This window comes from Pseudomonas sp. CFBP 13602 (assembly GCF_014842725.1).
GTDB lineage: Bacteria > Pseudomonadota > Gammaproteobacteria > Pseudomonadales > Pseudomonadaceae > Aquipseudomonas > Aquipseudomonas baltica.
Map to the genome: position 1 here is coordinate 209,735 of NZ_JACYVT010000002.1, position 18,382 is coordinate 228,116.

The window sequence follows — 18,382 nt, forward strand, 5'->3', positions numbered from 1 at the left end:
CGAACGTGGATCGGACTCTAGAGACCGCCGCGTTCAAGCCTGGGTTTCATCTTCTTCGTCGCGGGCCGAAAACGCGCTGAGGCACGTCAGTTGGTGAGACACGCCGGCCTGGCTGATGACGAAGCTGTTCGGTTCGGCGCCGGGCTGGGCGGCCTGCTGTTCTTGCAGGGTGAACTGCCAGCGCTTGAGTTCGCGGCCGTCCATGCACTGGATGTGCAGGGTGTGCTCCTCGTCGAAGGAAAAATCGAAGGCGTGCAGGGTGTCGATCAGCAGCATGTCGCAGGTTTGCAGCGCGATAGGCAGACTCATGGTCGGATCTCCGGGGGTGATATCCGACCATGATAACCGCGATGCGCGCCTCTGGCCTGCTCGCCAGTACGCGCTACAGGATGCCCACGTTGCCCGGTGCGAAAGCGGCCTCGGCCTGGCCGATGCTGTTCACCAAAGGGGCGCCGAAGGCGGGCAGGCTGATTTCGAACTGGTCACCCAGCTGGGTGACGACGCCGTCGGCGAACGACAGCGTGGCGGTGCCGAAGAAATGCACATGCACGTCGCCAGGATTGAGAAACTGCGCGTACTTGAAATGGTGGTACTCGAGGTTGTCGAAGCTGTGGCACATGTTCGCTTCGCCACTGAGGAATTCCTTCTCCCAGATCACCTCGCCAGCCCGGCGGATACGGCTGGTGCCGGCAAGGTGCTCGGGCAGCTCACCCACGCGCAGCTCGGGGCCGTAGCTGCAGCTGCGCAGCTTGGAATGGGCGAGGTAAAGGTAGTTCTTGCGCTCCATCACGTGGTCGGAGAACTCATTGCCCAGGGCGAACCCCACGCGATACGGCCGTCGATCCGGTCCGATCACGTACAGCCCACCCAGCTCGGGCTCTTCGCCGGCGTCCTCGGCAAACGGCGGGACCGGGAATGCCTGGCCGGGCCGCACGACAATGCTGCCATCGCCTTTGTAGAACCACTCCGGCTGCACGCCAGGCCGGCCTGCAGCAGGCTTGCCGCCCTCCACGCCCCACTGGAACACTTTCATGCTGTCGGTAACGGCGGCGTCACCGCTTTGCTGGTGCATTTTGTCGCGGGTGGCGGCGCTGCCCAGGTGGGTCAGGCCGGTGCCGGTCACCAGCATATGGGCCGGGTCGGGGTGATCCAGAGGCGCGAGAACGCGACCCTGTTCGAGCAGCTGCGCGTAGTCATGCTGTTCACCCAGGCCACACCCGTCCACCGCCTGGGCCAGGCCGTGGCCTGCGGCAATGGCGTTCATGGCCAGGTCGCGGACACTGTGGGCGCCGCGCACTTCGTGCACGCGGTCGCCATCGACCAACCCCACCCGACGTTGCCCGTCTTTCAATTCGAATTGCACCAGATGCATGATCGCTTCCTCTTGCTGAATTCAGGTACGGGCGCTGGCGGCGAACGCATCGGCCGGCAGCACGTGGCGGCGCTCCAGGAGCTGGTAGACCACTGCGGTCAGCAGTAGCCCGAACACCATCACGCCGCTGAGAAAATACAGGCCGCTGGCCAGGTTGCCGGTGTACTCCTTGAGTGCGCCGATCACGAACGGCCCGATGTAGCCGCCCAGGTTGCCCACCGAGTTGATCAGGGCAATACCCGCCGCCGCACTGGCACCGGCGAAGAAGCGGCCCGGCAGGGTCCAGAACACCGCCGTGCAGGAGAACAGGCTGAACGCTACCAGGCACAAAGCCGCCAGCTGCGCCGCCGGCACACTCAGCCAGGCGCTGAGGAACAGGCCGACTGCGCCCAGCACGTACAGCACGGCCAGGTGACCGTAGCGGTCGTTGAGGCGATCGGAACTGCGCGGGATGAGCAACAGACCGACGATGCCGAATACATAAGGCACCGACGACACGAAACCGGTGGTCAGGTCACTGCCGCCGAACTGTTTGATCAGGGTCGGTAACCACAGGCCCAGGCCATAGATGCTCAAGGTCACCGGCAGGTAGAACAGCGCCAGCAACAACACGCGAAAATCCTTGAGCGCGTGCAGTGGGTTGCCATGCCGGGTCTGCCGATAGGCCTGCATGTCCTTCTCGAGTTCGTCGGCCAGCCAGTTCTTTTCCTCCTGGTTCATCCATTTGACCTGCTGCGGGCCGTCGGGCAGCCAGCGCAGCACCGGCCAGGTGAGGAGGATGGCCGGGGTGCCGATGACGATGAACAGCCATTGCCAGCCATGCAGGCCCAGTACGCCGTCCATGCCCAGCAGCGCACCGGACACTGGCCCGGTGATCATCATGGCGATGGGCTGGGACAGGATGAACAGGCCGAGGATCTTGCCGCGATGACGGACCGGAAACCACTGCGTGATGTAGTACAGCACGCCGGGGAAGAAGCCCGCTTCGGCAGCGCCCAGCAGAAAGCGCATGACATAGAAGCTGTGCGGCCCCTGCACGAAGGCCATGCCGATGGTGATGGCGCCCCAGGTGATCATGATGCGCGCGAACCAGCGGCGTGCGCCGAAGCGTTCGAGCATCAGGTTGCTGGGAATCTCCAGGAGGAAGTAGCCGATGAAGAACAAGCCGGCACCCAGGCCGTAGGCCGCATCGCCGATGCCCACGTCTGCGCCCATGTGCAGCTTGGCGAAGCCCACTGCGGAGCGATCCACGTAGGCGATCAGGTACAGCAGAATCAGGAACGGAATCAATTTGAAGGTGATGCGGCGTATAAGCCCCAATTCCTGGCTCATGGGATCGATCTCCACTTTCTTGTTCTTATGGTCGTTGACGTGCGACGGCTGTACGGACACTCGCCGGTGTCTCGCTGAAACCTGCAGCCCTCATTGAAATCGACTTTATAGTATTACTATTTACTGCACAAGCTCTTCCAATCGTCGTTTCAATGGCCTATTTTTAGGGAATACACAAAAACAAGTCTTACAATAAGAGAGCCACCATGCCTGATAACAAAACGCCCCTGCGCTCGGCCCAATGGTTCGGTACGGCAGACAAGAACGGCTTCATGTACCGCAGCTGGATGAAGAACCAAGGCATCGCCGACCACCAGTTCAACGGCAAGCCGATCATCGGCATCTGCAACACCTGGTCCGAGCTGACGCCGTGCAACGCCCACTTCCGTACCATCGCCGAACACGTCAAGCGGGGCGTGATCGAAGCCGGTGGTTTTCCGGTGGAATTCCCGGTGTTCTCCAATGGCGAGTCCAACCTGCGGCCCACGGCGATGCTGACCCGCAACCTGGCGAGCATGGACGTCGAGGAAGCCATTCGCGGCAACCCGATCGACGGCGTGGTGCTGCTCACCGGCTGCGACAAGACCACCCCTGCCCTGCTGATGGGCGCGGCGAGCTGCGACGTACCGGCCATCGTGGTCACGGGCGGGCCGATGCTCAACGGCAAGCACAAGGGCCGCGACATCGGTGCCGGCACCATCGTCTGGCAGATGCATGAGTCGTACAAGGCCGGCCAGATCAGCCTGGACGAATTTCTCTCCGCCGAAGCCGGCATGTCGCGCTCGGCCGGTACCTGCAACACCATGGGCACGGCCTCCACCATGGCCTGCATGGCCGAGGCACTGGGCACCTCGCTGCCGCACAACGCGGCCATTCCGGCGGTGGATTCGCGCCGCTACGTGCTGGCGCACATGTCCGGCATGCGGGCGGTGGAGATGGTCCGCGAAGACTTGCGCCTGTCCAAGATTCTGACTAAAGAGGCGTTCGAGAACGCCATCCGGGTGAATGCGGCCATTGGCGGATCGACCAATGCGGTGATCCATCTCAAGGCGATTGCCGGGCGTATCGGCGTCGAGCTGGAGCTCGACGACTGGACCCGGATCGGCCGTGGCACGCCGACCCTGGTGGACCTGCAGCCCTCCGGGCGCTTCCTGATGGAAGAGTTCTACTATGCCGGCGGCCTGCCAGCCGTGCTGCGACGCCTGGGTGAAAACGGCCTGATTCCTCATCCAGATGCCTTGACGGTCAACGGTCAGTCACTGTGGCAGAACGTGCAGCATTCGCCGATCTATGGCGAGGACGAGGTGATCCGCGCCATCGACAACCCATTGGTGGCCGACGGCGGAATCTGCGTGCTACGCGGTAACCTGGCGCCGCTGGGGGCAGTGCTCAAGCCCTCGGCCGCGACCCCGGCGCTGATGACCCATCGCGGCCGCGCAGTGGTGTTCGAAAACTTCGACATGTACAAGGCACGCATCAACGATCCGGACCTGGACGTGGACGCCAGCTCCATCCTGGTCATGAAGAACTGTGGACCCAAGGGTTATCCAGGCATGGCCGAGGTCGGCAACATGGGCCTGCCGGCCAAGCTGCTGGCACAGGGAGTGACCGATATGGTGCGCATCTCGGATGCGCGCATGAGCGGCACGGCCTACGGCACGGTGGTGCTGCACGTGGCGCCGGAAGCGGCCGCCGGGGGCCCACTGGCAGTGGTTCGCGAGGGTGATTTCATCGAGCTGGACTGCGCCAGCGGGCGGTTGCACCTGGACATCTCCGACAGCGAGCTGCAGGCCCGCCTGGCCGATTGGCAGGCACCGGCGCAATCGTTGCTGGTGGGCGGCTATCGGCAGCTGTACATCGACCACGTGATGCAGGCAGACCAGGGCTGTGATTTCGATTTCCTGGTCGGCTGCAGGGGGTCCGAGGTGCCGCGGCATTCGCACTGACCCCCCGCCCCGCCGGCCTGTAGGAGCGGCCAGTGGCCGCGAAAAGAGCACCGCGGTGTGACAGGTATACCGCGGTGAATTTTTCGCGGCCGATGACCGCTCCTACGGAATAGGCGGTGATTGGGCATAAAAAAACCCGACTCCAGGTCGGGTTTTTGCATCGCAGTCAAGCAGGCTGGAAGCTTACTTGGCGCGACCTTTGTACGAACCGCCTTCACGGGTGTCGATCTCGATCATGTCGCCGATCTCGATGAAGTCCGCAACGCTCAGCTCGGTACCGTTCTTCAGTTTGGCAGGCTTCATCACCTTGCCCGAAGTGTCGCCGCGAGCGGAACCTTCGGTGTAGTCGACCTGGCGCACGATGGTGGTCGGCAGCTCGACGCTGACCAGACGCTCTTCGAAGAACACGGCTTCGCAGACGTCGGTCATGCCTTCTTCGACGAACGGCAGAACGGCCTCGATGTCTTCGGCGTTCAGTTCGTACATGGTGTAGTCGGTGGTATCCATGAACGTGTAGCTGTCACCGCTGATGAACGACAGGGTCGCTTCCTTGCGGTCCAGGATCACGTCGTCCAGCTTGTCGTCGGCACTGTAGACGGTTTCGGTCTTGTAGCCGGTCAGCAGGTTCTTCAGCTTGGTCTTCATGATCGCGCTGTTACGGCCCGACTTGGTGAATTCAGCTTTCTGAACCAACCAAGGGTCGTTGTCGATACGGATCACGGTACCGGGTTTCAGTTCTTTACCAGTTTTCATTACGAATATCCGAATTTGGATGGTGATTTACAAAAATCTAGGCCGCGTATCATAGCCAATTTCGGTAAAACTGCACCAGCGTCGTTGCAAGATCAGGCTGAGTGGCCTGTGTGGCGCACCATTGCCGCGCGTGCGCGACCAGTTCCGGCCAGTGCCGAATGGCCTCGCGCCATGCCGGGCCGATGTCGGCGCCCTCCACGCTCTGGTTCCAGGCCCGCCACAGCCCGCGCAACGCGGCGTAGGCTGCGGGCGAGAGGCCCTGGCCGTAGCGATCGAGAAACGCCTCGAGTTTTTCCCAGTGCGCGTATTCCTCCTGGACATAGATATGCCAGACCATCGGTGCGGCGGCCCACTGGGCGCGAACGAACGAGTCCTCACCGCGCACGGCATTGAAATCGCAGCACCACAGCAGCCGGTCGTACTCGCTCTGACGGACGAACGGCAGCACCTGCACCTTCAGGCTGCCCCGTTGTACCTGGCTGCCGACGTCCAGCGATGCCTCGCCCAACCATTGGCGCACGTCGGCCAGCACTCGGCCTTCGGGGACCAGCAGGTGGTTGCTGCGCGTGTCATCGGCCAGGGCATCCAGCCACGACCCCAGCCCGCTGTGCTCATAGGCGAACAACGACAACAGGCGGGCATCGGGCTGGGGCTCGACGCCCAGCCCGGCCAGAAACGTCTGCCGTGCTGCGGGATCGGCTTCGAAGGCCTTGCGGTGCTCGACCAGGCAGGCTTCGCGCAGCAAACCGCCGGTACCGGTGGTGAAGCCGGGAAAGAAGAAGAACTTGCGCAGCCCACCCGGCTGCGGCGACGGCAGGCCATGGCAGCCATCGACCCAGGTTTCGGCGCTGAGGTAATCAAGGTTCAACCACAACGGGGACCGGCTGCGCGCTGCCATGGCGTCGACGTATTCAGGAGGCAGCTTGCAGGCGAAGGCACCTACCACCACATCGGCAACCTCGGTGGCCTGCCATTCGCCGCGCCAATGGCGGACTTCCACGCCGTCGTGCCACTGCTGCGGCTGTTCGGCGCTGGCGGCAGGCCACAGACGGGCGAATGGCACCAAGTCGTCGACCCACAGGCGCACCTGCATACCGTGTTCGACCTGCAGTTGGCGGGCCAGGCGCCAGGTGATGCCGATGTCGCCGTAGTTGTCCACGACCGTGCAGAAAATGTCCCAGGTGGCCTTCATGGCTGACTCCAACGCAAACGTTTACACAAAGCCGGCTATTGTCCGCATAAACGTCCGCGCACAGAAGCACTAAAGGCGGTTCGTGCGACAATTGCCCGCTCGTTCCCACCGTCAGTCCAACCATGAACAAACCTGCCCTGTTGCAAGCCATCATCGAACGCCTGACCGTTGATCTGGACGTGGCTCAGCGTGCCGCGCAGACGGCCTATGAAACCGCCACCCATGAAGAGAACGTGGCCGAGAACAAGTACGACACGCTCGGGTTGGAGGCGTCCTACCTGGCCACCGGGCAAGCGCGGCGCATGGAAGAGATTCGCCACGGGTTGGCGAAATTTCGTGCACTGCAGTTGCGTGATCTTCAGGCAGGGATCGAACTGGGCGCACTGGTGGCGCTGGATTCGGAAAGCGGTGTGCGCCAGTGGTTTTTCCTGGGGCCTGATGCGGCGGGGTTGAAGCTGGATTTCGAAGGCTGCACGGTCATGGTCATCACCCCGCGCTCGCCCTTGGGGCAAAGCCTGTTGGGCAAGAGCGTGGATGACGAAGTCAGCATGGCGGGCAATGTTCAGGTCATTGCCCAGGTGATTTGACGCCCGGCGCAAGTAGATACACCGCGTGAACCGTTGACGCGGCTTGCCTGGTACACCGCGTGCAACATTGACGCTGCGATCCCCTGTAGCAGCGGCGCAAGCCGCGTCCGGCCTCAACGCGGATTGTCTGATACACCGCATGCGCCGCCGACGCGGCTCGCGCCGCTGCTACAGGGATGGTGCAAGCCGCGTCTGTGTGCAACGCGGTTTGTTTGGCACACCGCGTGCAACATTGACGCTGCGATCCCCTGTAGCAGCGGCGCAAGCCGCGCCCGGCCTCAACGCGGTTTGCCTGAAATACCGCATGCGCCGCCGACGCGGCTCGCGCCGCTGCTACAGGGATGGTGCAAGCCGCGTCTGTGTGCAACGCGGTTTGTTTGGTACACCGCGTGCAACATTGACGCTGCGATCCCCTGTAGCAGCGGCGCAAGCCGCGTCCGGCCTCGACGCGGTTCGCCGGGTACACGGCGTGGGGGTTACTTCTTTTCGGGCAGCGCGTAGGCGATCACGTAGTCACCGCGATCCGGCGACTGGCGCGCACCACCGGCGGTGATGACCACATATTGCTTGCCGGTCTTGGGCGAAACGAAGGTCATCGGGCCGCCCTGGCTGCCAACCGGCAGGCGAGCTTTCCACGCCTCTTCACCCGTCGCCGAGTTGAACGCACGCAGGTAGTAATCCTGGGTACCGGCAATGAACACCAGGCCGCCCTGTGTCGACAGCGTGCCGCCCAGCGTCGGCATACCGATGGGCAGCGGCAGGTGCATTTTCACACCCAGCGGCCCGGTATCTTCCACGGTCCCCACTGGCACCTGCCAGGCAACTTTCTGGGTCTTCATGTCGATTGCGGTCAAGGTACCGAACGGCGGCGCCTGGCACGGAATGCCGGCGATGGACAGGAAGCGGTTCTTGTTCACCGCATACGGCGTGCCCTTGAGCGGTACCGCGCCCATGCCGGTGTTGAGCGCTTCGCCACCCGAAGACGCCTTGGCATCCTTCTGCTGAGGCACCATCTGTACCCACAGGCCCAGACGCATGTCATTCACGAAGATAAAGCCATGCACCGGATCGGTCGACAGGCTGCCCCAGTTCATCCCACCCAGAGACCCCGGGAAGCTGAGCGACACATCGGTACCCGGCGCGGTGTACAGACCTTCATAGCGCATTTTCTTGAACGAGATCCGGCACAGCATCTGGTCGAACGGAGTCGCACCCCACATGTCCGACTCGGTCAGGTGTTGCGCGCCGATCTGCGGCATGCCCACCGACAACGGCTGGGTCTTGGCATAGGGTTCGCCAGGAATGTCCGAGCCCTTGACTGGAATGTCCTGCACGGCGGTCAGCGGTTGACCGGTCGCGCGGTCCAGCACATAGATCTGCCCCGCCTTGGTGCCGATCACCACTGCCGGCACACTGCTGCCGTCAGGCTTGGGGAAATCCATCAGGGTTGGCTGCATGGGCAGGTCGAAGTCCCAAAGGTCGTTGCGCACGGTCTGGTAGACCCACTTCTCTTCACCGGTGGTCGCGTTCAACGCCAGGATCGAAGCACCGTAGCGGTGATTCAACGGCGTGCGCTCGACACCGTAGATATCGGTCGACGAACTGCCCATGGGCAGGAACACGGTGTTCATCTTCGGATCGTACGACATCGGTGCCCAGCTGTTGGGCGTGCTGCGCACATAGGTGTTGTCGCCGGTCGGCGCCTGCTTGTCCTCGGGGTTGCCCGGATCGAACGCCCAGCGCATTTCGCCAGTGACCACATCGAAACCGCGGATTACACCGCCCGGCATGTCGGCCTGGACGTTGTCGGCGACACGACCACCGACCACTACCGTGGTACCGGCCATCAACGGCGCGGAGGACAACTGATAGTAGGAATCCGGGACATTCCCCAGGCCCGCTTTCAGGTCCACCTGACCCTTGTTGCCAAAACCTTCACAGAACTCGCCCGTGTCGGCATCCACGGCAATCAGGCGAGCATCGATGGTGTTGGTCAACAAGCGACGCTGGCAATTGGCACCCGGCGCGACCGCAACGGCCTTGACCGGCGTATTGCCTTCGCTCGACTCCACCACCGCACTGCTGGCGTCGAAGTAGGCCAGGCCACGGCAACGCTGCCAGACCGCAGCCTGAGCATTGATCTGGTTTTTCCACAGCTCTTTGCCGGTGTCGGCGTTCAGCGCAATGATGTTGTTGTGCGGAGTGCAGATGAACACCTTGTCACCCACCTGCAGCGGCGTGGCCTGGTCTTCAGCGCCGTTGCCATTGCTGATGGCGACGTCACCGGTGTGGTAGGTCCAGGCTGGAACCAGATCGGCGACGTTGTCGCGATTGATCTGGTCGAGAGCGGCGAAGCGGTTGCCGCCTTCATCGTTGCCGTAATGGGCCCAGTCCTTCTGCGCGTTGGCCGGCGTGACCTGGGTCAGGCCTGGGCCTTCGCCGGTCGGGGCGACCGAGGCATGCGGCACGAACATGCCGGCGGCGCCCGCCATGACGGCCACGGCCAGCAGCGCGCCGAGCGCATAGCCGGCGCGACCGCCGTTCAGCCCGTTGGCGCGACGCAAGGTCGGATAGGCCAGTGCCACCACCAGGCTCAGCACCCCAAGCGCGAACAGACGGGAAATCTGCGGCCAGAAGTTGAGCCCGGCGTCGACCAGCGCCCAGATCACCGACAGCACCATGACCGCTGCGAACAGCCATGCGCCGAGCAGGCGCGACTTGAACAGGGCAATGGCGGCGACGGTCATGCCCAGGCCAGCCAGCAGGAAATACCAGCTGCCGCCCAGGGTGGCCAGGTAGCCACCGCCAGCCAGGTAGAGCAGTCCGAATACGAGTACGCCCAAGGCAGCGACCCAGATGGGCCAGCGGCGCACCGCTGGTGAAGGTTGAGGCTTAGTCATGTTGCATGATCCTGTTGACGCATGAACGTTTCTGGAAGGTTGAGCAAAGTGTAGGCAAGCCTGTGCGACATGCTTGTCGGGACGATCTCGGTGAGTACTTCCACGACCTGCACGGCCTCCCGGCCGTGTTCCACAAAGGACTGCCGGATGCCGCCACAGCATTAACTAATTAGTTAGTTACGCAACGATATCAAAAAAAACCGGCAGCTGCGACAAATCGCCCTAGCGCTGGCCGGTGAAACACTGTTGCGCAGGTTGTAACGCTGCCTCGGGTTTGCCCCACGGCACCCGCGATCAAGGCACATCCTTGAAGAACGCATGACCGCCCAGCACCAGCGTACAGGTCGCTCCGGCTGTCCAGGCCGGTGGCCTGGGCAAGCGCAACGCATGGTAATGCGTGGCCCCGTCGGTGGGGTCCGCCGTACCGCCGGCGATGACCTGTTCGGCCACCATCAGTGCCTGGGCCCATTGCGCCTGCGCAATGGGCAGAGCGCCGCTGACACAGGGGTAATTGGGATCATCAGGGTTCCAGCAGCTGAACTGCCAGGGTTTATGGCACACGCCGATGTAGCCCTCGCCCCACCAGGATCGGCGGTTGGCATCATGCACACGGTTGCGGATGACCCACGCCACCGCTATCTGCCCGGCGATGCCCTCGCCACGGGCCTCCCCCCATAGCGTTCGCGCAACGACGTCGTGTACCTGCTGAATGTGTGTCATGGTGATCTCTGCATATGAATGGCCAAGGCGACAAGGCTGGGCGAAGCGTCGTGGCAGTCCCGATTGCCTTGCCTGCGTGGCCAGATTGCTGGGCTCCGCGAGGGTTTGCCAGCCGGTAGCGATTCCCCGCCTGCCAAGTCGTGGCTGCAGTTTCCCGTGGCGAGGGTCGATGCCAAAGGCTTGAGAATTGGCGGCATTGGCTCTACAAATGTCATCGCCATGCCCGGTCCGTCGCCCCGCGCCGACCTGCCCTCGATAGACCATCCCATCACGGAGTCCCATTGCCGATGCACGCACCCGACGACGACCTGGATACCGGTGCCCACACCTCCGGCTGGGGACTGAGCCGTCTGCATGCCGCGACATCGGTCAGGTGGGTGGCCAAGCTGTTGTCGTGGGTGGCCCTGCTCACCGGTGCCACCGCGCTCTGCGAATACCTGCTGGGCCAGCCATTGCTGGGCTATCTGGTGCCGGGCCTGATGGGCATGTCGCCGTTGACCGCCATGGCGCTTTGCGCTCTGGCGCTGTCCAGCCTTCTGGGACGTCGCGCGCGACCCAGCTGGTTGCTTGCCGGCCTGGCTTCGAGCAGCGCATTCGCCTTGCTGGGCACACACCTGTTGCTCGGTGCAGACGTCTTGAGCCCGGCGCTGAACGCCTGGCTGTTTCCGCCTTCGGCGCTCCTGGTCGGTAGCGTTTCGCCGGCCACGGCGAGCTGCCTGGCTTTGCTGGGCGTGGCCCGCATGGCCCAGTTGGCTGGCCGCCACAAAGCCTGCGATGTGCTTGCCCTGCTCGCCTTCGGCCTGGCCGGCATCGGCCTGCTGGGCTATGCCTACGGCGTCAAGGATTTGTACTCGGTGCTGCTGTTCAATGCCATGGCGGTCCACACCGCTGCAGCGCTGGCCTGCCTGGCTGTTTCAACGATGCTTTTTCAGGCCGATCAGGGTTGGCTGAACGTGGTCACGCTGAGCAACCGTGCAGGCGCAGTCACCCGTCGGCAATTGCTGCTCACGGCCATCCTGCCAGTGATCGGCTGGCTGTTGCTGTCGGCCATCAATGCCCGCGCCATCGGTGCGCCCGCCGCCCTGGCCCTGGTGGTGGCGACGGTGTTTCTGCCGCTGGTCATCCTGATCATCAAGGACGGCCGGGTCACGGCGCGCCTGGACCTGCAACGGCAGAAGCAGCGTCGCCTGGAAACCACCATCAGGCAGCGTCTGGAACTGGAGCTGGATCAGAAGCGCGCCGAACTGGAACAGGAGTCGGCGCAACGCATCGTCGCCGAACAGGTGATGAACCGCGCCCAACGCCTGGATGCAATCGGACAACTGACGGGCGGCATCGCCCACGATTTCAACAACCTGCTGATGGGTATTTCAGGCAACCTCGAGCTGCTGCATCGCCACGTCGAGAGCGATCCCAAGGCCTCGAAGTACGTGACACGGGCCACCCTGTCCACGGAAAAGGGCATTCGCCTGACCGGGCAACTGCTGGCGTTCTCGCGCACGCAACGGCTGAACGTATCGGCAGTCAGCCTTGCCGACACCGTCACTGCGGCCTTCGAACTGGTTGGCAACGCGCTGGGCCCCGACATCAATATCGACATGCAGACGCCCGACCGTAGCCTGTTCGTCAGCACCGACCCCCTGCAATTGGAAATGGCCATACTCAACCTCGCCCTGAACGCCAGGGACGCGATGCCCGACGGCGGCTGGTTCACCGTCAAATGCTCGCCGACCGCTCCGCCGGGTACACCGCCCAGCGTATCGATCCGGGTCAGTGACAGTGGTACCGGCATGTCCGCGGAAGTGCTGGCCAAGGCGTGCGAGCCGTTCTTCACCACCAAGGAATCGGGCCGTGGCACCGGGCTGGGCCTGGCGCAGGTCTACGGCCTGTGCCGTCAATGTGGCGGCGACCTGAAGATCACCAGTGAACCGGGCCAAGGCTCGACCTTCGAACTGGTACTGCCCATGGCCGAGCGTCCACGCGCGAATTCCATCAACCCGCAGCCGACCAGCGTCACGGTGGCGCTCGCCCCTCTCGCCCAACCGGTGCTGGTGGTCGACGATGACGATGCAGTGCGCACGGTGCTGGTCGACGATCTGCGGGTGCGGGGCTATCAGGTGCTCGAAGCCGATCGTGGCGGCAAGGCCCTGGCGATACTGGGCAACACGCGCTGCGCCGCGGCGGTCATCGATTTCCTGATGCCCGAGATGAACGGCGCCGAATTGGCGCGCAAGGCACGCCAACTCGTCCCGCAGTTACCGATCATCTTCATCAGTGGCTATGCCGACACCCTTGCACTGGATGCCATCGCCGGCGCCGTGGTGCTGCGCAAGCCGTTTGAACTCGACGAGCTGGACCGACTGGTCAGGGAGTTGGCCGGCGTGTCTGGGTCGGACGCCTGACGGCGACGGACAACATTCGGCCGATTTGCGATCCACGACAATGTGCCGAAAAGACTGGCAAGCCGCCCATTTCAAAAAAATCGGAACCTTCCGCCAAACAGGGCGACCTAAACACAGCGTACGTACCATGCCTACGCCATGGCTGCCTCTTGGGTCTGAGCCAGACCGTCCACCAAGGAGATTTTGAAATGACCGACGCTCATAAAGAAACGATCAAGGTACTCAACGACCTCATCGAAACATCGAAAGATGGTGAGGCTGGTTTCAAGGATCTCGCAGAAAACACCAACAACCCTGAGCTGAAGGCAGTCTTCGCAGCCGCCGCTTCCGACACCGCCAGCGGTGCTGCAGAACTGCAGAACGAAGTACGCAAGCTGGGTGGCGAACCCGAAACCACCACCAGCGTTGCAGGCGATCTGCACCGTCGCTGGGTTGACCTGAAGTCGGCCATCACCGGCAAGGACGACGTCGCACTGCTCAACGAAGCAGAGCGCGGCGAAGACGTTGCCAAGAAGAGCTACACCAAAGCGCTGGAAAACCATGACGTGACCCCTGAGGTACGCGCCGTGATCCAGAAGCAGTTCGATGGCGTCATGCGCAACCATGACAAGATCAAGGCACTGCGTGACGCAGCTCGCGCTCAGAAATGAGTGAGGGGCTTGGGCGGCTGCCAAGGCCGCCCGAGCCGTGCTTTTCCCGCAACGCCCCCCGCCTTGACAACCTCCCCGCCGCTACCCGATCGACTCAACGTGTCACATAGCCCATGACTGGGGCCGGTACTTTGACGTCGCCCTGAAAGCGATGCCATTCCTTGTCGATTTCCTTGTAGCTCATGAACACACTCACCCGCTTGGCGTCGGCCAGATCGGTATTGGTCATGGACTGGGTGTAGCGCGTCGGCACGAATGCCACCGTGATACCGACTACCGAGCCATCATCCGCATACACCGGACCACCCGACATGCCCATGGCACTCGGACCGTCGTGGATGGAATAGAGCACGCCATCGTTGAGGTTGCTGAGCAGCAACTTGCCTTCCTTAACCTTGCCGCTGCCTTTGACGGGCATCAACAGTGGACTGAAGCCGACGGCGGTGACGTTTTCACCGACCGACGCCTGACGCCAGTGAGGAGCCGTCGGAGCCTTGCGCTTGATAAAGACCACATCGCCACGACCACGGTGCGCAACGTCACTGAGGTAAGGGGTGTGCTTGGCAGAAACGGCGTAGTCCTCGTTCCATTGCACGGCCGAGGCCTGATACAGAAGAGGGGCGGGAAGACTCGAGGTGACCATGAAAGCGTCTTTGTAGGCGGCATCGCTGACAAAGGGAGTTGGCATGCCATTGCAGCCGGAAAGAAGCAGGCCGAACATCAGGCAGATAGATCGATTCATCGTGTTCCAGTGTAGCAATCCCATTTCTGGGACTATAAAAGCAACCTTGCTTGCGTGGTTCTCATCCCTCTGGATGAGAATGGATTCGCTTGCGCGAGCGTTTGTAAAGACCCTGGAAACCGGCGCGTTAATGGGTGCGCTACGCGGTGTTCCAGGCCGCCATTGTTCCCTGGCGATCCTGTCGGATCGTGACTGACAGCGTGATCGGGTGTTGGTGGGCATGATCGCGAAGCATTGCGAGCCTTCGAACGACACGTCCGGCCAACCAAAACCACAACGCTCCAAAATTCAGGACGTAGTGGCCGATGATGCCATTATGACATCACCCATCTTTCACCGGCAACCGAAATAATGGCACATGGCCATTTCTTTTGCTTGCACAGTGAGAGGGGTATCGGACGGGTCGAGGAAGTCTTTAATGTCACTATGCTACTACTGTGACGTGGTTCCGATATCGCTGTCAGACGCCAGCATGGCTCTTGCGCCGCACACCTACCCCCAAGGGGGCACATCGACGAAGCGCGATTCGATCCAGGCCTTGAATGCCAGGACGGTCGCCGCAGGGAACTTCGCAGAGGGTCGTATCAGGTAGATTCCGCCCACCGAGTCCAGTCGCCATTCGGGCAGTACCTGAACCAGCTCACCCGATGCCAGTTGGCGGCTCATCAGCCATTCGCCGGCCCCCAGAATGCCCGTGCCGGCCATTGCGGCGCTGAGCAGGGTTTCGCTGTCGTTGGATGTCAGTGTGCCTTGCGTCGTCACGCTTTCCTGACAGCCTGCGCGGTGCAGTTTCCATTCCGGAAACGAGGCCAGCCCGCTGAAGCGCAGGCAGTTGTGCTGGATCAGATCTGCGGGCGTCAGCGGCATGCCGCAGCGTTCCACGTACGCAGGAGACGCACAGAGAATGCGGCGGTGCTCGCAGAGCTTGTTGGCAATCAATCGGCTGTCGTCCAGCTCGCCGATGCGCAGGGCCAGGTCATAGCCTTGCTCGATGATGTCGACGACGTGCTCGCTGTAGTCGGCAACGATCGACACACCGGGGTGTGCGCTCAAGAACTCGGGCAGCAACGGGGCCACCCACAGGCGCCCCATGGCCGCTGGCAGCGCCAGGCGCAGGACCCCGCGCACCTGAGAAACGCCTGACGTGGCCTGCTGCTCGGCTTCGACGATCTGGCTCAGGGCTGAGCGCAGGCGCTGTTCCAGCTTGGCGCCGACTTCGGTAATCCGGACCTGGCGAGTGGAACGCTCCATGAGGCGCACGCCCAGCCGCTTTTCCATGGCGGCCAGACGCTTGGAGATCACCGTAGGGTGACGCTGGAGCAAGCGACCGGCAGCGACGAACGAGCCTTGGCTGGCCACGGCCAGGAAGGCGGCGATCTCGTCGCTGTGCTGACTGTCGAGCAGGTCCGGGGTCATGGGGCGAGAATGATCGCCCCGGCGGACTGACCCGATTCGAGCGCCTCATGGGCGCGAGCCGCTTCGATCAAGGGGTAGGTCTTCCAGATCCGCGGGGTGATGATGCCCGCCTCGACCGCCGCCAGCACGTCGGCCGCGCGCTCCTGGTACTCGGCTGTGGACGCGGTGTGCGCAACGATGGAAGGTCGGGTCAGGAACAGCGACCCCTTGCCGTTGAGAGTCGACAGCTCGACCGCGCCGGGCGCACCCGACGATGCGCCGAACGACACCATCAGGCCGCGCGGACGCAGGCTGTCCAGCGACGCTTCGAAGGAGATACGGCCAATCGGGTCGTAGACCACATCGACCTTGCGCCCCTGGGTGAGCTTGGCCACGTCCGCGGCGAGCGTGGCCGCATCGAATACCAGCACCTCGTCGCAGCCCACCGCCTTTGCCCGCTCGACGCTCTCGGGTTTGGACACCACACCGATGACGTACGCCCCCAGGTGTTTGGCCCACTGCCCCATGATCTGGCCCAGGCCGCCGGCGACGCCGTACAGCAGCATCGTCGTACCGGGGCCTACCGGGTAGGTGGATTTCAACAGGTACTGTGCAGTGATGCCTTTGAACAACACGGCCGCGGCCTGCTCGAAGCTGACCCCGGCCGGCAGCTTCACCAGCCGTTCGGCCGGATAGAGCCTTTGCGCCGCATAGCCGCCCAAGGGCCCGGTGGCATAGGCGACGCGGTCGCCTGGCTGCACGTTGGTCACCCCTGGCCCCACCGAGATCACGGTGCCCGCGCCTTCCAGGCCCAAGCCGGACGGCAGCGGTACCTTGACCGCACCATTGCGCTGGGTGACATCCAGGTAGTTCACGCCCACGGCCGCCTGCTGCAGCCACGCCTGCCCTTCGCCCGGCGCCTGCTCGACCACGGTGTCTTCACACAGCACGGAGGAATCACCGGGTTGATTGAAACGGATCACTGCGGCCATGTCGTTCTCCAGTCGGTCAATAGTGCCGAAGAGTATGGAAACGCGCCCAGCGTTACACAAGACGGTGAATCTGCAGTATATACCTGCACTGGGTGCAGCAATGATCAGATGACGATTGACCTGTTGTGCCCGGACCGATTGCCTGTCGTTGCGGGTTTGTTTACCGTTCAGGCCACTGGTCGACACTCGGTGCATCGCTCACAGGGACACGTCATGGCTGTAGTTGCAGACAAAGGCACGACTTCCATAGGCCTGGTGCACGAAGCCCTGCACGGTGCAATGCAGCGCGGATTCGACATCCAGCCGGTGCTGCGAGACGCGGGCATCGACCCAGGGTTGCTTGACGCGCCCCAGGCCAGAGTCTCCGCAGTCGCGTTTTCTCGACTCTGGATTGCGCTGGCCAACGCGCTGGACGACGAGTTCTTCGCCATCGACAGCCATCCGCTGCGCAGAGGCAGCTTTCGGCTCATGTGCCATGTGGCCCTGGGCTGCCACTCGCTGGAGCAGGCGCTGCGGCGGATCCTGATGTTTCTGCGCAGCGCCCTGGACGACGTCTACGGCGAGCTGACGTACGAAGACGACTCGGCGGTGCTGGTCATTCACGACCACGGCGTGGAAAGACGCCTGTTCAGCTATGGCACCTGGCTGATCCTGGTGCACGGACTGCTCTGCTGGCTGGGCGGCCGGCGCTTGCCTATCCAAAGCATCGGCTTCCGGCCGGCCCAACCTTTGGACGACAGCGACTACCGCCTGCGCTTTTGCGAGTCGCTGGTGTTCGGTGTCGCCCAGACCACCGTCCGGTTCGATCGCAGCCTCCTCGCCCTCAAGGTTGTGCAGACACCCGCAACCCTCACACCCTTCCTGGAAGAGTCGCCCGGCAATTTGCTGGTCAAGTATCGGAACGATGAAAGCACGGGAGCGAAGGTTCGTCAGAAGCTGCGCGGTGTGGATCCGGAGGACTGGCCCGAGTTCGACCGGTTGGCGAAATCGCTGGGCACTTCGAGTTCGACACTACAACGACGGTTGCACATCGAAGGCTTGAGCTACCAGCGGCTGAAAGACGATCTTCGTCGGGACATGGCCATCCATCTGCTGGGCCGTGAAGAGCTGACGGTCGTGGAAGTCGCACTGCAAACCGGTTTTCAGGATGCCAGTGCCTTCCATCGCGCGTTCAAGAAGTGGACGGGCGTCAGTCCCGGTTGCTATCGCCGCAACGAAGCCGATGAAACGTAGGCCTCGTTGCTCCCCCTTCTGAAAGATTCACGATCCGTCCCTTTCCTGTCCCCCCCCGGACTGTCCAAACACCCCAATCAGAACGACGACTTTGGACATGGGCGTAGCCCATGCCGGCGCCTACGATAGCCGAACCCCAGCCATGGCCGCTGCCCATGGCCTGGCC

The 18,382-nt window shown here is 62.9% G+C and carries 15 protein-coding genes; 5 read left to right on the forward strand and 10 right to left on the reverse strand.

Annotated features, from left to right (window positions below; genetic code table 11):
* Positions 1–33 precede the first annotated feature (33 nt).
* The 3 genes from IFU31_RS04075 to IFU31_RS04085 all read right to left on the reverse strand — a co-directional run bounded on the left by IFU31_RS04075 (position 34) and on the right by IFU31_RS04085 (position 2,704).
* Positions 34–309: a DUF5629 family protein gene (locus tag IFU31_RS04075; RefSeq protein ID WP_122476122.1), complete on the reverse strand. Its 276-nt coding sequence runs from the start codon at positions 307–309 to the stop codon at positions 34–36.
* Positions 310–382: 73 nt separating this feature from the next.
* Positions 383–1,372: an AraD1 family protein gene (gene araD1 / locus IFU31_RS04080; protein WP_192102357.1), complete on the reverse strand. Its 990-nt coding sequence runs from the start codon at positions 1,370–1,372 to the stop codon at positions 383–385.
* A gap of 21 nt (positions 1,373–1,393) precedes the next feature.
* Complete coding sequence (locus IFU31_RS04085; protein WP_192102358.1) at positions 1,394–2,704, reverse strand: MFS transporter; 1,311 nt, start codon at positions 2,702–2,704, stop codon at positions 1,394–1,396.
* 206 nt (positions 2,705–2,910) lie between these two features.
* On the opposite strand from IFU31_RS04085, the gene IFU31_RS04090 reads away from it, so the two are divergent.
* Positions 2,911–4,650 (forward strand): IlvD/Edd family dehydratase, encoded by a 1,740-nt coding sequence (locus tag IFU31_RS04090; protein WP_192102359.1) that lies wholly within the window; start codon positions 2,911–2,913, stop codon positions 4,648–4,650.
* 183 nt (positions 4,651–4,833) lie between these two features.
* Here IFU31_RS04090 and IFU31_RS04095 read toward each other — a convergent pair whose 3' ends face one another.
* Together IFU31_RS04095 and earP are read right to left on the reverse strand one after the other, a co-directional pair.
* On the reverse strand, positions 4,834–5,403 hold the full coding sequence (locus tag IFU31_RS04095; protein ID WP_049858924.1) for an elongation factor P: 570 nt from the start codon (positions 5,401–5,403) through the stop codon (positions 4,834–4,836).
* Between the two features lie 49 nt (positions 5,404–5,452).
* A complete protein-coding gene (earP, locus tag IFU31_RS04100) occupies positions 5,453–6,595 on the reverse strand; it encodes an elongation factor P maturation arginine rhamnosyltransferase EarP (protein WP_192102360.1) in 1,143 nt (380 codons plus the stop codon).
* A 122-nt stretch (positions 6,596–6,717) separates the two neighbouring features.
* Here earP and IFU31_RS04105 point away from each other — a divergent pair, with 122 nt between their 5' ends.
* Positions 6,718–7,182, forward strand: a complete 465-nt coding sequence (locus IFU31_RS04105; protein WP_185794432.1) for a GreA/GreB family elongation factor — start codon at positions 6,718–6,720, stop codon at positions 7,180–7,182.
* A 476-nt stretch (positions 7,183–7,658) separates the two neighbouring features.
* On the opposite strand, the gene IFU31_RS04110 is transcribed toward IFU31_RS04105, so the two are convergent.
* Both IFU31_RS04110 and IFU31_RS04115 read right to left on the reverse strand, forming a co-directional pair.
* Complete coding sequence (locus IFU31_RS04110; RefSeq protein WP_192102361.1) at positions 7,659–10,082, reverse strand: glucose/quinate/shikimate family membrane-bound PQQ-dependent dehydrogenase; 2,424 nt, start codon at positions 10,080–10,082, stop codon at positions 7,659–7,661.
* 294 nt (positions 10,083–10,376) lie between these two features.
* Positions 10,377–10,802 carry a cell wall hydrolase gene (locus IFU31_RS04115; RefSeq protein WP_192102362.1) on the reverse strand — a complete coding sequence of 142 codons (426 nt, stop codon included), beginning with the start codon at positions 10,800–10,802 and terminating at the stop codon, positions 10,377–10,379.
* A 287-nt stretch (positions 10,803–11,089) separates the two neighbouring features.
* Between IFU31_RS04115 and IFU31_RS04120 the strand changes: the two genes are divergently transcribed.
* Together IFU31_RS04120 and IFU31_RS04125 are read left to right on the forward strand one after the other, a co-directional pair.
* The gene (locus IFU31_RS04120) at positions 11,090–13,204 is read left to right on the forward strand and encodes an ATP-binding protein (RefSeq protein ID WP_192102363.1); all 2,115 of its coding nucleotides are present in this window, start codon (positions 11,090–11,092) and stop codon (positions 13,202–13,204) included.
* A 188-nt stretch (positions 13,205–13,392) separates the two neighbouring features.
* Positions 13,393–13,854, forward strand: coding sequence for a PA2169 family four-helix-bundle protein (locus tag IFU31_RS04125; protein WP_122476136.1), 462 nt, complete (start codon positions 13,393–13,395; stop codon positions 13,852–13,854).
* A 94-nt stretch (positions 13,855–13,948) separates the two neighbouring features.
* On the opposite strand, the gene IFU31_RS04130 is transcribed toward IFU31_RS04125, so the two are convergent.
* From IFU31_RS04130 to IFU31_RS04140, 3 genes are all read right to left on the reverse strand, one after another.
* Entirely contained in the window at positions 13,949–14,596 is a 648-nt protein-coding gene (locus tag IFU31_RS04130) for a serine protease (RefSeq protein ID WP_192053093.1), read from the reverse strand.
* Between the two features lie 492 nt (positions 14,597–15,088).
* Positions 15,089–16,012 (reverse strand): LysR family transcriptional regulator, encoded by a 924-nt coding sequence (locus tag IFU31_RS04135; protein WP_192102364.1) that lies wholly within the window; start codon positions 16,010–16,012, stop codon positions 15,089–15,091.
* Positions 16,009–16,983, reverse strand: a complete 975-nt coding sequence (locus IFU31_RS04140) for a quinone oxidoreductase family protein (RefSeq protein ID WP_192102365.1) — start codon at positions 16,981–16,983, stop codon at positions 16,009–16,011. The genes IFU31_RS04135 and IFU31_RS04140 overlap by 4 nt, the downstream gene beginning before the upstream one ends.
* A 213-nt stretch (positions 16,984–17,196) precedes the next feature.
* Here IFU31_RS04140 and IFU31_RS04145 point away from each other — a divergent pair, with 213 nt between their 5' ends.
* Complete coding sequence (locus tag IFU31_RS04145; protein WP_192102366.1) at positions 17,197–18,216, forward strand: AraC family transcriptional regulator; 1,020 nt, start codon at positions 17,197–17,199, stop codon at positions 18,214–18,216.
* Positions 18,217–18,382 lie beyond the last annotated feature (166 nt).

Bases quoted from the DNA above. Each gene is read 5' to 3' on its own strand.
- IFU31_RS04075 (WP_122476122.1), bottom strand. From the start codon at position 309: ATGAGTCTGCCTATCGCGCTGCAAACCTGCGACATGCTGCTGATCGAC.
- araD1 (WP_192102357.1), bottom strand. From the start codon at position 1,372: ATGCATCTGGTGCAATTCGAATTGAAAGACGGGCAACGTCGGGTGGGG.
- IFU31_RS04085 (WP_192102358.1), bottom strand. From the start codon at position 2,704: ATGAGCCAGGAATTGGGGCTTATACGCCGCATCACCTTCAAATTGATT.
- IFU31_RS04090 (WP_192102359.1), top strand. From the start codon at position 2,911: ATGCCTGATAACAAAACGCCCCTGCGCTCGGCCCAATGGTTCGGTACG.
- IFU31_RS04095 (WP_049858924.1), bottom strand. From the start codon at position 5,403: ATGAAAACTGGTAAAGAACTGAAACCCGGTACCGTGATCCGTATCGAC.
- earP (WP_192102360.1), bottom strand. From the start codon at position 6,595: ATGAAGGCCACCTGGGACATTTTCTGCACGGTCGTGGACAACTACGGC.
- IFU31_RS04105 (WP_185794432.1), top strand. From the start codon at position 6,718: ATGAACAAACCTGCCCTGTTGCAAGCCATCATCGAACGCCTGACCGTT.
- IFU31_RS04110 (WP_192102361.1), bottom strand. From the start codon at position 10,082: ATGACTAAGCCTCAACCTTCACCAGCGGTGCGCCGCTGGCCCATCTGG.
- IFU31_RS04115 (WP_192102362.1), bottom strand. From the start codon at position 10,802: ATGACACACATTCAGCAGGTACACGACGTCGTTGCGCGAACGCTATGG.
- IFU31_RS04120 (WP_192102363.1), top strand. From the start codon at position 11,090: ATGCACGCACCCGACGACGACCTGGATACCGGTGCCCACACCTCCGGC.
- IFU31_RS04125 (WP_122476136.1), top strand. From the start codon at position 13,393: ATGACCGACGCTCATAAAGAAACGATCAAGGTACTCAACGACCTCATC.
- IFU31_RS04130 (WP_192053093.1), bottom strand. From the start codon at position 14,596: ATGAATCGATCTATCTGCCTGATGTTCGGCCTGCTTCTTTCCGGCTGC.
- IFU31_RS04135 (WP_192102364.1), bottom strand. From the start codon at position 16,012: ATGACCCCGGACCTGCTCGACAGTCAGCACAGCGACGAGATCGCCGCC.
- IFU31_RS04140 (WP_192102365.1), bottom strand. From the start codon at position 16,983: ATGGCCGCAGTGATCCGTTTCAATCAACCCGGTGATTCCTCCGTGCTG.
- IFU31_RS04145 (WP_192102366.1), top strand. From the start codon at position 17,197: ATGGCTGTAGTTGCAGACAAAGGCACGACTTCCATAGGCCTGGTGCAC.